Source organism: Aestuariivirga sp. (assembly GCF_037139295.1).
GTDB lineage: Bacteria > Pseudomonadota > Alphaproteobacteria > Rhizobiales > Aestuariivirgaceae > Aestuariivirga.
Genome location: NZ_JBAXGR010000006.1, coordinates 12,809 through 25,945, shown reverse-complemented (window position 1 = coordinate 25,945; position 13,137 = coordinate 12,809). Strand labels below are relative to the sequence as shown.

The following is a 13,137-nucleotide window of genomic DNA, read 5'->3' as shown; positions in this document are numbered from 1 at the left end:
CTGGTACAAGATTTGGAGCGAACACATTACCGTGGACAAGAACCAGCTGATCTTCCGCATCAACCGCGTGGTACGCGCCATTGAGGCAACATCGGGTCTGGATGAGCTCGACATTTCCGCCCGCGCGATCCTGAGTTTCATTGGCGAGGCAGAAGCAGAACATCGCACGCTGAATGTTTCCGACGTCGTGAAGGGTCCGGGTTTTGGCACCGCACCCACCGTCTATTCCCGCCTGGCGGAGCTTGTGAAGGCCGGCTGGATCAAGTGCACGCCCGACCCGCGTGATGGCCGCGCCAAGCAGGTGATGCTGACCACAACGGCGCGCCGCACCTACGCGAAGATGTCCAACGAAGCCCAGAAGCTCGTCACTGCAAAGCGGGCCTGAGGCCCGCTCTGTTTCGATATCCTAGCCGAGTTCGCCCACCTGCGGGCCCCATGTATCCGACAAGGCAAAGCCCTTCATGAAAGGGTCTTCCGCATCGATGCGCAGTTCCTCACGGCCATAGACCCAGGCCTCGCCGGTGATGCGCGGCAGCACGGCCTTGAAATTGCCGACAGCCGCCTCGCCGATGGCCTCGGCCCTGAAGGTGCCTCCGATGATCGAGCGTGAGATTCGACTGTCACCGACTTTCACCAATCCTCTGGCATGCAGCACCGCAAGGTTGGCAGATGAACCTGTGCCGCAAGGGCTGCGGTCGACTCGGCCAGGCTTCAACGTCGTGCAGGTAATCACCGCGCCATCAGGATCGTCGTCGCGGAACATGACATAGGCGATCTCGTCGAGACCTTCGATCTCGGGGTGCGCCACCCTCACCTGTTCTTTCAGAAGCGCCTTGATCTCGATTCCGGCTTCGGCCAACGTGCGGGCGTTGTCGGGGACAATCGAAAGCCCGATCTGCTGCACGTCAACAAGCGCATAGAATACGCCGCCGAAGGCGATGTCAGCGCGGATCATTCCCCACTTGTGCGTTTTCACCGGCTGATCAAGCTGCAGCACGAAGGCCGGCACATTGTCGAGGCTCACCGACAGGCAGCGACCATCCTTGCAATGTGCCCGCGCAGTGATAAAGCCCGCTGCCGTGTCGAGCTTCACCACTGTCTCCGGCTCCACCATCGTCACGCGGCCGGACTCGAGCAGCGCCGTCACCACGCAGATGCAGTTGGAGCCCGACATCGGGTGCGCCTTGTCCGCCTGCAGCACGATGAATGCGGCATCCGCATCGGGTCTGGTCGGCGGCAGCAACAGGTTCACCGTCATCGCCACATGGGCGCGCGGCTCGAAGGTCACGAAGCGGCGGAGTGAATCATCCACGTTGTTGATGTGGTTCATCTTGTCGAGGATGGTGGCACCCGGAATCTCTGGCGCACCGCCGACGATCACCTTGCCGATCTCGCCCTGGGCATGCACCAGAAGGAGTTCGAGGCTGTTCTTCCACATGGGCGGGAACTCCTTCAGAAGCGATCGACGCGATAGGGCTTCATGTCGATGGGCGGCTTCGCACCCGTGATGAGATCAGCCATCAGCCGCGCATTGGTCGCGGCATAGGTGAGGCCGAGATGGCCGTGGCCTGTCGCATAGAACAAGCCCTTGGTCTTCGCCGAAGCGGACATCACAGGCACCGTGTCGGGGAATGCGGGCCGATGGCCCATCCACTCGGTGAAATCCTCGCATGTGAGGTTTGGCAGTGCTTCCATCGCACGCTTCACCGTCACCTTCGATCGGCGATAGTCGGGCGCTGCGTCAATGCCCGCCATCTCCACCGTGCCGCCGACGCGAATGCCGCCTGCCGTCGGCGTCACCATGAAGCCGCGCGCCGGCCAGATGATCGAATGCTTCATCGTGATGCCGGGCTTCATGATCTGCGTATGATAGCCGCGCTCGGATTCGAGCGGGATCGGCTCACCCAGCATTTTGGCCAGCTTCGCGGAATGGACGCCCGCCGCGATGACCACCTCGTCTGCTTGAATGCGGCGGCCATCCTTCAGCAGCACCGCACGCATGCCTTCGCCGCGCTCGAAGCCGACGACTTCGCCCTGCTCGATCTGTCCGCCCAACGCGGTGAACCGCTCGGCGAGCTTCACCACCAGCTGGTAAGGGTTCTTCATAGACTGGTTCTGCGGAAACAGCACGGCAAGCCCGATCTTGTCAGATAGCTCCGGCTCCAGCGCCTTGATGGCCTGCCGTCCGATCACCTCATGCGGAAAGCCGAAGCGCTGGAGGATCTCGATATGCTCGCGATCCGCCTTGAACTCCGCTTCGTCCGTATACAGAGAAAGGCAGCCCTGTTCCGAGATATCGCCTTCAAGGCCAGTCTCCTTCAGCAGCGGCAGCAGGTCCTCATGCACGCGTTGGCACAGCGCTGCTCCCTGCGCCTCCAGCTCACGCAGCCTCGACGGGCGTGATGCCGCGATGAAACGCAGGAACCACGGCGTGAGCTTCGGCATGTAGGCGGGGCGCACGCGGACCGGGCCTTCCGGGTCCAGCATCCAGCCCGGAATCTGCTTCCAGATCGAGGGCCGCGATGCCGGCATGAACTCGGTCACGGCGATCGAGGCCATGTTGCCGTAGGAGGCACCCTTGCCGGGCGCGTCCCGCTCGATCAGCACCACGTCGCGCCCGCGCTTCTGCAGCGCATAGGCGAGCGTCGTTCCGATGATGCCGGCGCCGATGACGGCAGTGGTCATGCGGAGGTCACTTCCAGTTGATGATCGGTTCCATGGCGGCGCGGAAGGCGGCCTTTTCCTCCGCCGTCAGCGGGCCCAGCGGCATTCGGCTTTCGCCGACGGGAATGCCCTGCAGCTCGCAGCCGTACTTCACCTTCTGCACGAACTTGCCGGATTCGAGGATGCTCATCGCGGTAAACAGCGTCGCCATCTGCGCGCGCGCCGTCTTCATGTCGCCCGCGCGGAAGGTGCGGTCGAGGTCGCAGCAGGCCTTGGCCATGCAGTTGGCAGGCCCGCAGATCCAGCTGTCCGCACCCCAGAACATGAAGTCGAGTGCTGCATCATCCGATCCGGAAACGAGTTGCAGCCGTCCCTCATAGCGATTGAAGATCTCGATTGCCCGCTGCAGTATTCCTGAGCTTTCCTTGATGCCGATGACGCGCGGGTGGTCGGCCAGCGCATCGAGCACCTCGAAGCCGATCTCCACGCCATCCTTGCCGGGATAGCTGTAGAGCACGATGTTGACGTCCACCGCGTCCAGCACCGCCGTGAAATGGTTGATCATCTCGGCCTGCGATGGCTTGGTGTAGAACGGCACGGCCAGCAGCACGGTATCGTAACCGATGTCCTTGGCCCGACTGGTGTTGGCGATGACGCCCTTTGTGTGCGGCGCATTGGTGCCGGCAATCAGCGTCTCGCCCGGCTTGGCGAAGTTCTTCACGAACGTCAGCACCGCGTCGCGCTCATCATCCGACATGAAGCTGTATTCGCCGGTGGAGCCACACGGCACCCAGCCGGTGACGCCCGCGCCGCGCAGCATGACGAGAAGCTGTTCAAAGGCCTTGAAGTCGATCTCCCCCTTCGCATCGAAGGGCGTCACAAGGGCGGGCATCACACCCGAAAGCTTCTTCTTCATCACCAAACTCCAAGGATCATCTTGCGTGTCTGTCGACTATCTGCCGACAAAGTCAAGGGCGGCGCATTCGGCCCATGGCAGGGTTGTGAAGAAGGCGGCCAAACACTGCTCGGCAGACCGGGCCGGCATTTGTGAGTCCCAGCAGCACGGCCTCCTGCCACTTTGCCCGGCGGCCAGCTGAATTGCCGGACTGGGCCGCGGGCGGACGGATAAGCATGAGGAGATGATCGAGACACCATCTGCGCCCGTTACAGCCCACGCCTGAGGCTTGACGCCCACGAAGTCACGTTATATTCGATTGGATATAACGAGTCGGGAAATACAACACATGATCAATCGCAGGACTTTTGCCACCGCCCTCCTTGCCGCAGCGGTGCTTCTGCCCGCGCCGGCCATCGCTGCAGAAAAGGTGGCCGTCTTCGCCGCCGCCAGCCTCAAGAACGCGCTGGATGAGGCCAGCGCAGCGTGGACAGCTGCCGCCGGCAAGGAGACCACCATTTCCTATGCCGCGAGTTCCGCCCTCGCCAAGCAGATCGAGGGTGGCGCCCCCGCTGACGTGTTCATCTCCGCCGACCTCGATTGGATGAAATACCTGTCGGACAAGAAGCTGATCGCCGAGGGCAGCCAAGTGAACCTGCTCGGCAACACGCTGGTGCTCGTGGCGCCAGCGGATTCAAAAGCCGAGATCGTGATCGCCCCCGGCTTCGACCTCGCAGGCGTCCTCAACGGCGGCAAACTGGCGGTGGGCGATGTGAAGGCGGTGCCGGCCGGCAAATATGCCAAGGCCGCGCTGGAGAAGCTGGGCGTATGGCCACAAGTCGAGGGCAGCCTCGCCCAGGCTGAGAATGTGCGCGCCGCGCTGAAACTCGTGGCCACCGCAGAGGCCCCGGCCGGCATCGTCTACCAGACCGACGCCAGCGCGGAGAAGAAGGTCAAGGTGCTCGGCACCTTCCCGGAGGATACGCATCCGAAGATCATCTATCCCGCTGCCTTGGTTGCAGCCTCGAAGAATGCCGATGCTGCGGAGTTCCTGGCGTTCCTGCAAACACCTGCAGCACTGGGCATCTTCAAGGCGCACGGCTTCGTCATTCTTTCGGGGCAGTGATCGCCCAAAGAAAAACCCGCAGGACCGAAGGGGCCTGCGGGTTCAGAATTGATGGAAGCGCAGCGCGTGGCTGAATGATCAGTGCGCGCGAACCGAATAGGTGGGGCTCGCCTCGGCGGCATCTTCCAGAGCAACAGCCTGCCCGACGGCCTGCAGCAGTTCCTGGCGCTGGCGCTGCAGGCTCACCTGAATGGAAATGAGCTTGGCGCGCAGGTCATGGTTCTGTTCGGTGAGCAGCGCGACCATGCGGTCGAACGAGCGGAGCTTTTCGTCACGCTCTTCCAGTGCGTCGGCGCGGCGCTGGGTTTCCATCGAGATGCGATCGCCAAGTTCCTGAAGATCGTTTTCAGTCGACGATGCGAGATATTCGGCACCAAAGCCAACGGCCAGGCTCAGCGCGGTGAGCAACCCGGCGGCGACCATCATGGTCGAGTCCTCGGAAAGCGCCCAAACGAAACCGGCGAGCGGCAGGCTGATGAGAAGCAGGGCCTTGCACAGCATGCGAAGAACACGACGTTTGGCGGCGGTCATACTCAACATCCTCCAAAAACGTTCACACGCGGGTGGTGTGGCCGGGCGCGGGGTTTACGTTCGGTCGCGCTTGGTAATCATACCTAGCAGTATTACCATAGTATTCAATACAGCGCCGGCCAGATAATTAAAGATCTTATGCGGCAGGTTGTTGCACCCACTGGTAGATCTGCCATATTTCGATATGCGAAAACTGAGTAACAGAAACCGTTTCTAACCATATTCATGCGCCAAACACATGACTCATTCATCCCAGATTGCATAAACCGCCCTTAACCCTGTCTTGAAATGGCAACCCCGGCCCCTTGCCGCGCTGTGAAAGCGGTGCCTATCATTCCTCGCGTGCAGACGAAAAATCAACGATTGGCTGCACGGCGGGGTTTACCAGTATGTCGTTCGCGTCCAATTCGCCCAGTCTAGTGACCTGGCCCCAGGCGGCCAGTCGCCTGCCCTCCCCCTCCCTGAGCGGTGACGCGCTCTACATGCTGGTGCTGCGCTACATTGCCCACCTTCCCTACTTCAAAATCGCCTCCATGCTGGTGCTGCCCCAAGGCATCAGCAATGGCGGACTGCTGGTGACAACGCTGGTCTACGCTCTGGCCTGCCTCGTTGCCTCGCGGTGGAGTGCCGGGCTGCGACGGGTATCCGCCGAACTTCCCCATCGGGCGGTCCTGCCACTGCTCGGCACCACTGCCGTTCTCATCGCCATGATGGTGGTTGGCCCGGTCATCGCCACGCTGCTGCCGCGCCATCCGGACGTGGCGGCCAATGCCACCACTCTGATCCCTGCTTATTTCTGCATGCTCGCCCCGGTCTGCGCCCTTTTCTTCGCGGCCCAGTACCTCACCGCCCCGCGCCGCCCGGCAGCCTGCTGACGGCACCCCCATTCCTACGACGGGACTGCAATGCGCGCCGCCCCAGCGGCGCGTACCCTTTTTGGGGCCCGGCTCCGGACATGAAAGAACCGCCTGACCAGGGGCCAGGCGGTTCCAGAAACGTGGTAGCGGGAGAGGGACTCGAACCCCCGACCCCAGGATTATGATTCCCGTGCTCTAACCAACTGAGCTACCCCGCCGAAGTGGCGCGGATATAGGGCGGCGGCGGGTTTGAAGTCAAGCCGCGTGTTCGCCCTCCTGATCATGGTCGTGATCATGATCGTGGTCGTGGTCCCGGTCCTTCTGGATGAAGGTGCGATAGATCGAAATGAACAGGAAATAGACACTTGCAGCCACCCAAACCCAGAGCTGGACGGTTTCGACCTTGCCCCAGTTCGCCCGGTCCTTGGCCTGGATGATGAGCGACAGCGACATGGCCGCCCACAGCACCGTCATCGGCACAGTGATCTCGCGCCAGTGCGTGACGCGCAGGGGGTGCACGAACTTGACGGGGATGAAGGTCAGCACGCAGAGGAAGGCGATGGTGATGAGGTTGGTGAGCGGCCCCGTCTGCAGCACGAAGAAATAGAGCACCACCACGTTCCACAGCGCCGGGAAGCCGACGAAGTAATAGTCGTCCGACTTCATGCCGGTATTGGCGAAGGTGTAGCACGACACCGCCATGATGGCGGCCGCCGAGATCAGGCTCCAGGTCTGGCCGGAGAAGATGAAATCCACCGACGTCATGTCGAACCAGTAGACCATGAGTGCCGGCACGGCGACATAGGTGAAGAAGTCGATGACGTTGTCCAGCGTCCGGCCGTCGACATTGGGCGTGTATTCGAGCACGCGCGCTTTCCTGGCCAGCGTGCCGTCCACCCCGTCGACGAACAGTGCGAGGCCCAGCCACATGAAGGCCGCCACCGCGTCGTTCTTCAGCACCGACACCAGCGCCAGGAAACCAAGAACGATGCCGCAGGTGGTGAAGGCATGGACCGCCCACGCGACACCCTTCTTTACCTCGCGGTCGAGGTTGGGGTGCAGGTTGATCTTGGCCAAGGCGCGGATTCTCCCATGTGGACTTCGACTATAGGAAAGCCGGAAGCCGGTGGCAAACGTCTAGGCCCGGCCGATGAAACCGCCGCCCAGCACGCGCTGTCCCGGCCCCTCGCCTGCATAGAGCACGCAGGCCTGCCCGGGCGACACGCCATATTCGCCGCCACGGACGGTCACGACGGGTGCGTCGCCCTCGAGCCGGATGTCGGCAGGCACCGGCGGCCGCGCCGAGCGGATCTTGGCGTAGACGGCACGCGGCGTGGCCTCGAGCGGCGCGCCCAGCCAGTTGAGGCCGTTGACGCGGATGTCCTCCTGCCGCAGCGCCTCGCGCGGGCCGACGATCACGCGACGCGCCTTGGCGTCGATCCGCACCACATAGAGCGGCTCTGTGCCACCGATGCCAAGGCCCCGGCGCTGCCCGATGGTATAATGAATGATGCCCTCGTGCTGCCCCAGCACGCGGCCGTCCAGGTCAACGATGTCGCCCGGCGCCACGCCCTCTGGGCGCAGCTTGCGGATGAGCGCTGCATAATCGCCGTCCGGCACGAAGCAGATGTCCTGGCTGTCCGGCTTGTCCGCCACTTCGAGGCCAAGCTCCGCTGCGATGGCGCGCGTCTCCGCCTTGGTCAGCGTGCCCAGCGGAAAGCGCAGGTAGTCGATCTGCGGCTGAGTCGTCGCAAACAGGAAATAGCTCTGGTCGCGGGAGAGGTCGGCAGGCGTGAACATGTCGCGGCGGCTTGTGCCATCGCCGCGCGCCCGGCTCTCCACATAATGTCCCGTGGCCAGCACGGCGGCGTCGAGCTCCTGCGAGCGTGCGAGGAGATCGGCGAACTTGACCGTCTGGTTGCAGGTGACACAGGGGATCGGCGTCTCGCCGCCGAGATAGCTTTCCACGAAGTCATCGATCACCGCTTCCTTGAAGCGGGATTCGAAGTCGAGCACATAATGCGGAATTCCGATGGCGGAGGCCGCGCGCCGCGCATCATGGATGTCCTGGCCCGCGCAGCAGGCACCCTTGCGTCGCACCGCTTCCCCATGGTCGTAAAGCTGCAGCGTGATGCCCACGACGTCGAAGCCCGCCTGCTTCAGCAGCGCCGCCGTCACGGTGGAATCGACACCCCCCGACATGGCGCAGACCACGCGGATGCCAGCCGGGTCGCCAGCAAGGCCAACCGTCGCGCGCACGCCATCGATGAGGGACTGTCCGATCATGATTGCCTGTTAGATGGGCGATCGCGCCCCGAAAGTAAACGGATTCCGAATGCCCGGTTGTAGCGAAATGGGACCCGGGACTCCCGGCGTTTGGGAAATCTTCAGAACTACTTAGGCGATTTTTAAGAGGGCGCGCCTAGGCTTAGGGCCAGTGAGTAGGTGCGTATCGAGTTGGTTGAGTCTTTCATGCACGGTCAGTTGCGTTCCCGAGTAAACTACGTCATCGGCCCCGATGGCAGCCCGTTGACGGTTGCCGATCTGCCGCCGCCTGGCAATCAGCGCTGGGTGATCCGCCGCAAGGCGGAGGTGGTTGCGGCTGTCCGGGGTGGTCTGTTGAGTTTGGAAGAGGCGTGCGACCGCTACGTCTTGACCGTGGAAGAGTACCTGAGTTGGCAGCGGTCGATCGACCGCCACGGGCTCGCTGGCCTGCGGACAACCCGCATCCAGGACTACCGGGCGAGCTAAGTCTCTGCAAAAAGTTGAGTGACGGGGCAGGAGTTGATCTCCGGCCCCTTTCCATTGTGCGCCAATGTGGCAGATTGCCGGGATGAAGATCCTGGTCCTCCATGCCCACCCGCGCCTGTCCGCCTCCGTCGTGCAACGCGCCATGCTGCGCGCCATCGAAGGGCTGGATGACGTCACCCTCGTCGACCTTTACGCCGAATACCCCGGCCTCGACATCGACGTGGCGCGCGAACAGCAGCGCCTGCTGCACCATGACGTGATCGTGCTGCAGCATCCCCTCTACTGGTATTCCTCGCCCGCCATCATCAAGGAGTGGCAGGACCTGGTGCTGGAAAACGGCTGGGCCTATGGCCCGGGAGGCACCAGGCTTGCGGGGCGCTTCCTGATGTCGGCGATCTCCACCGGCGGCCCTGAACAGGCCTACCACACGCAAGGCCGCAACCGCTTCGAGATCACCGAGCTCCTCGCGCCCTTCAACCAGACGGCCTGGCTCTGCTCCATGGCCTGGCTTCAGCCCTTCGTCATCTTTTCCGGCCGCCGCATGGAAGCGGCCCAGCTCTCCGCCGCCGCTGAAGGTTACCGAGACCTGATCGTTGGCTTGCGTGACGGTACCATCGACCCGCTGTCGCGGCTGGCGCCCGGCTTCACGCTGCCGCCCGCCTTTGCCGATGGCATCCACCGATGAACCCTGAAGCCCTGTTGCTCGGCGCCTTCATCTACCTCGCGGCAGCCGTCGTTGCCGCACCCGTGGCAACGCGCCTCGGCCTCGGATCTGTGCTCGGCTACCTGGTTGCCGGCATGATCATCGGTCCCGCCGCGCTGGGGCTCATCGGCGAGGAAGGAGCACATGTCATGCACTTCGCCGAATTCGGCGTCGTGGTCATGCTGTTCCTCGTCGGCCTCGAACTGCAGCCGTCGAAGCTGTGGGAGCTGCGCCGCCCCATCATCGGGCTGGGCGGTCTTCAGGTTGTCGTCACCGCGCTGGCCGTGGGCGGCGGTGCGCTTGCCTTCGGCTTCGGCTGGAAGGCAGCGCTTGCCACCGGGCTGATCCTCGCCATGTCATCAACGGCCATCGTGCTGCAGAGCCTGAATGAGCGCGGCATTCTCAAGACAACCGCAGGGCAGTCCTGCTTCTCGGTGCTGCTGTTCCAGGATATTGCGGTCATCCCCATCCTCGCCTTGCTGCCGCTGCTCGCCGCCGCGCAGGCGCATGACACGCATGACACCTCGCTCATCGGCGACCTGCCGGGCTGGGCCCAGACCATCGCCGTGCTCGCGGCCGTTGCCGTGGTGGTGCTGGCGGGGCGGTTCCTCACGCGCCCGCTGTTCCGACTCGTCGCCAGCACCGGCATGCGCGAGGTCTTCGTCGGACTCGCGCTGGTGATGGTGGTGGGCATCGCACTCCTCATGCAGCTGGTCGGTCTCTCGGCGGCTCTCGGCACCTTTCTCGCGGGTGTGGTGCTGGCCGAAAGCGAATACCGCCACGAGCTCGAAATGGACCTCGAGCCATTCAAGGGCCTGCTGCTGGCGGTGTTCTTCATCGCCGTCGGCGCGGGCATCGATTTTTCTCTGCTGTTCGGCCAGCCTCTCATGGTGCTTGGCCTCGTCATCGGCTTCATCCTCGTCAAGCTCGCCGTGCTCTTCCTGCTGGGCCGCCTCTTCGGCATGAGCACGCCGGATGCCTCGCGCTTCTCCTTCGCGCTGGCGCAAGGCGGCGAATTCGCCTTCGTGCTGATCTCGCTTGCGGCGGGGCTCGCACTTCTCGATCCGTCGCAGGCGGGGCTGCTGGTCGCGGTCGTCGCGCTCTCCATGGCGGCGGCACCACTGCTGATGATCTTCGACGCCGGCATCATCCAGCCGCGCTTTGCCAACGCCGGCGAAGCGCGCGCGGACGATCATATTGATGAAACAGGCACCCGCGTCATCATTGCCGGCCACGGCCGCTATGGCATGACGGTGGGCCGCCTGCTGCAGGCCAGCGGCATCCGCGCCGTGGTGCTCGACCATGATGCCGAGCAGATCGATGCGCTCAGGAAGTTCGGCTACAAGGTCTATTACGGCGACGCCTCGCGCCCCGACCTGCTCGAAGCGGCGGGCGCGGCGCAAGCCCAGGCCCTCGTCATCGCCATCGACGACCGCGAGAAGGCGTTGGAGATCGTCGAAACGGCGCGCCGCCATTTCCCGAAGCTCCGCATCCTCGCCCGCGCCTTCGATCGCGTGCACGCCTATCGCCTCATCAATGCCGGCGTGGAGGACGTTCACCGCGAGGTCTTCGCCTCATCCGTAGACATGGGCGAGGACCTGCTGGTGCGCCTCGGCCTCCACCCCTTCGAGGCGCGTCGCGCCGCCATGCGCTTCAAGAACCAAGACGAACGGCTCATCCGCCGCGCCGCGAAGCACGTGGACGACACCCAGCACCTGATTGACCTTGCCCGCCAGGGCAGCGACGAGATCGAGCGCGTCCTGGCCACCGACCTCGGCGGCGCGCCGCTCACCCAAGATCATGGCTGGGAAGCCCCGGACGCGACGCGGTCTGAGTCATGACGGCATGAATTTCTGGGGGATGCATCTCTCGCCTCCCCGCGCTAAAAGCCCCATCACATTCGCACCAAGAAAGCCGCTCCATGGCCGACAACATCCACGACGTCGAGATCGACCCCCGCAACCTCAACATACTGATCTCCGTCAACGGCACGCTCACGCCGCGCGCGCAAGCCATGGTGTCGGTCTTCGACTCAGGCTTCATCCTGGGTGATGGCGTGTGGGAGGGGCTCCGCATGGTGAAGGGTGGCGTGCCCTTCCTGCGCGAGCACATCGAGCGGCTCTATGAAGGGGCCAAGGCCATCTTCATGGACATCGGCCTTGCACCCGACGATCTGGTGAAGCGCCTGTTCGAGTGTCTTGATGCCAACAAGATGGAAGACGGCGTCCACATCCGCCTCATGGTCACCCGCGGCGTCAAGGCCACGCCCTACCAGGACCCGCGCGTGACGATCGGCAAGCCCACCATCGTCATCATCCCCGAATACAAGACGCCCAATCCGGAAAAGTCCGAGAAGGGCCTGTCGCTCCACACGGTGAATGTGCGCCGCGGCTATCCGGACGTGCAGGACCAGAAGCTCAATTCGCATTCCAAGCTCAACTGCATCACCGCCTGCATCCAGGCGGCCAATGCCGGAGCAGATGAAGCATTGATGCTCGATCCGCACGGCTTCGTCGCCACCTGCAACTCCACGCATTTCTTCATCGTGCGCCGGGGCGAGCTGTGGACATCGACCGGTCAATACTGCATCCCCGGCATCACGCGCGGCAACATGATCAGGCTGGCGAAGGACCTCGGCATCCCGGTGTTCGAGAAGCCCTTCTCGCTTTACGATGTCTATGGCGCGGATGAAGCCTTCGTCACCGGCACCTTCGCCGGATTGATCCCGGTACGGATCATCGACGGCCGCCCGGTGCGCAATCCCCTGTCGAATGAGGAGTGGTCGGGTGCCGGCCCCATCTCGCGCCGCCTGTCGGCTGCCTACAAGGAGCTCTGCGTGAAGGACGCGCGGAGGAGCATCTGACCATGAGCACCAACATCGCCATGTGGTCGGGGCCGCGCAACATCTCGACCGCCATGATGTATTCCTTCGGCAACCGGCCCGATTGCGTGGCTTGGGACGAGCCCTTCTATGCTTTCTCGCTCATCCACCATGGCAACGACCATCCGATGCGCGAGGACATCATCGCGGCGGATGACTCCGACTGGAACAGCCTCGTGGCCAAGTGCACGGGCTCCGCACCCAGGCCCGTCTTCTACCAGAAGCACATGACGCACCACATGCTGAAGGGCTGGGACCGCGTCTGGATCACCGGCCTCACCAACGCCTTCCTCATCCGCGCGCCGGAGCGCGTGCTGGCGAGCTACACCAAGAAATGGTCGGACGTGACGCTCCGCGACATCGGCTTCGTCGAGCAGGCGGAGATCTTCGACATGGTGACCCAGCACACTGGCAAGGCTCCGCCGGTGGTCGACACCGATGACATTCTCAGCGACCCGCGCGGCACCCTCACCCGCCTCTGCGAAGCCTGCGGCATTCCCTTCGATGATCATATGCTCTCATGGCCCTCAGGCCCCAAGCCCTTCGATGGCGTCTGGGCATCGCACTGGTACAATGCCGTCTGGGCCTCGACAGGCTTCGGCGCGCCGCCACCTCAGCCCCCGCCACTCCCTGCGCACCTGCAAAAGATCGCCGATGAGGCGCGGCCCTATTATGAGCGGTTGAAGCAGTACAAGCTGTAAGGCGCTACCCCCCCCACCAGTCATCATG

14 protein-coding genes and 1 tRNA gene are annotated in these 13,137 nt (G+C 63.4%); 8 read left to right on the top strand and 7 right to left on the bottom strand.

The genetic code is table 11. The features are described from left to right. The first annotated feature begins 31 nt into the window (after window positions 1–31). On the top strand, window positions 32–385 hold the full coding sequence (locus WCJ41_RS03430; RefSeq protein WP_336904429.1) for a hypothetical protein: 354 nt from the start codon (window positions 32–34) through the stop codon (window positions 383–385). Between the two features lie 21 nt (window positions 386–406). Here WCJ41_RS03430 and WCJ41_RS03425 read toward each other — a convergent pair whose 3' ends face one another. The 3 genes from WCJ41_RS03425 to WCJ41_RS03415 are packed head-to-tail and all read right to left on the bottom strand — an operon-like array spanning window position 407 to window position 3,580. Further along, window positions 407–1,438, bottom strand: coding sequence for a proline racemase family protein (locus WCJ41_RS03425; protein ID WP_336904428.1), 1,032 nt, complete (start codon window positions 1,436–1,438; stop codon window positions 407–409). A 14-nt stretch (window positions 1,439–1,452) separates the two neighbouring features. Further along, window positions 1,453–2,685 carry an FAD-binding oxidoreductase gene (locus tag WCJ41_RS03420; protein ID WP_336904427.1) on the bottom strand — a complete coding sequence of 411 codons (1,233 nt, stop codon included), beginning with the start codon at window positions 2,683–2,685 and terminating at the stop codon, window positions 1,453–1,455. A gap of 7 nt (window positions 2,686–2,692) precedes the next feature. After that, window positions 2,693–3,580 (bottom strand): dihydrodipicolinate synthase family protein, encoded by an 888-nt coding sequence (locus WCJ41_RS03415; RefSeq protein ID WP_336904426.1) that lies wholly within the window; start codon window positions 3,578–3,580, stop codon window positions 2,693–2,695. A gap of 328 nt (window positions 3,581–3,908) precedes the next feature. Here WCJ41_RS03415 and modA point away from each other — a divergent pair, with 328 nt between their 5' ends. Beyond that, a complete protein-coding gene (gene modA / locus WCJ41_RS03410) occupies window positions 3,909–4,685 on the top strand; it encodes a molybdate ABC transporter substrate-binding protein (protein ID WP_336904425.1) in 777 nt (258 codons plus the stop codon). A 78-nt stretch (window positions 4,686–4,763) separates the two neighbouring features. Here the strand turns inward: modA and WCJ41_RS03405 are convergent, their stop codons facing one another. Then, window positions 4,764–5,216: a hypothetical protein gene (locus tag WCJ41_RS03405; protein WP_336904424.1), complete on the bottom strand. Its 453-nt coding sequence runs from the start codon at window positions 5,214–5,216 to the stop codon at window positions 4,764–4,766. A 419-nt stretch (window positions 5,217–5,635) separates the two neighbouring features. Here WCJ41_RS03405 and WCJ41_RS03400 point away from each other — a divergent pair, with 419 nt between their 5' ends. Further along, window positions 5,636–6,091, top strand: coding sequence for a hypothetical protein (locus WCJ41_RS03400; protein ID WP_336904423.1), 456 nt, complete (start codon window positions 5,636–5,638; stop codon window positions 6,089–6,091). Between the two features lie 123 nt (window positions 6,092–6,214). Here WCJ41_RS03400 and WCJ41_RS03395 read toward each other — a convergent pair. The 3 genes from WCJ41_RS03395 to mnmA form a co-directional block, all read right to left on the bottom strand. Then, window positions 6,215–6,291, bottom strand: a tRNA-Met gene (locus WCJ41_RS03395). A gap of 37 nt (window positions 6,292–6,328) precedes the next feature. Further along, on the bottom strand, window positions 6,329–7,150 hold the full coding sequence (locus WCJ41_RS03390) for a phosphatidylcholine/phosphatidylserine synthase (protein ID WP_336904422.1): 822 nt from the start codon (window positions 7,148–7,150) through the stop codon (window positions 6,329–6,331). A 60-nt stretch (window positions 7,151–7,210) separates the two neighbouring features. Further along, entirely contained in the window at window positions 7,211–8,359 is a 1,149-nt protein-coding gene (gene mnmA, locus WCJ41_RS03385; protein WP_336904421.1) for a tRNA 2-thiouridine(34) synthase MnmA, read from the bottom strand. Between the two features lie 186 nt (window positions 8,360–8,545). Here mnmA and WCJ41_RS03380 point away from each other — a divergent pair, with 186 nt between their 5' ends. The 5 genes from WCJ41_RS03380 to WCJ41_RS03360 all read left to right on the top strand — a co-directional run bounded on the left by WCJ41_RS03380 (window position 8,546) and on the right by WCJ41_RS03360 (window position 13,109). After that, window positions 8,546–8,824: a DUF1153 domain-containing protein gene (locus tag WCJ41_RS03380; protein WP_336904420.1), complete on the top strand. Its 279-nt coding sequence runs from the start codon at window positions 8,546–8,548 to the stop codon at window positions 8,822–8,824. An 82-nt stretch (window positions 8,825–8,906) separates the two neighbouring features. Next, a complete protein-coding gene (locus WCJ41_RS03375) occupies window positions 8,907–9,509 on the top strand; it encodes an NAD(P)H-dependent oxidoreductase (protein WP_336904419.1) in 603 nt (200 codons plus the stop codon). Next, window positions 9,506–11,368, top strand: coding sequence for a monovalent cation:proton antiporter-2 (CPA2) family protein (locus tag WCJ41_RS03370; RefSeq protein WP_336904418.1), 1,863 nt, complete (start codon window positions 9,506–9,508; stop codon window positions 11,366–11,368). Before WCJ41_RS03375 ends, WCJ41_RS03370 begins: the two co-directional genes overlap by 4 nt. A gap of 80 nt (window positions 11,369–11,448) precedes the next feature. Beyond that, complete coding sequence (locus tag WCJ41_RS03365; protein ID WP_336904417.1) at window positions 11,449–12,390, top strand: aminotransferase class IV; 942 nt, start codon at window positions 11,449–11,451, stop codon at window positions 12,388–12,390. Between the two features lie 2 nt (window positions 12,391–12,392). Continuing rightward, on the top strand, window positions 12,393–13,109 hold the full coding sequence (locus tag WCJ41_RS03360; protein WP_336904416.1) for a hypothetical protein: 717 nt from the start codon (window positions 12,393–12,395) through the stop codon (window positions 13,107–13,109). Window positions 13,110–13,137: the final 28 nt, after the last annotated feature.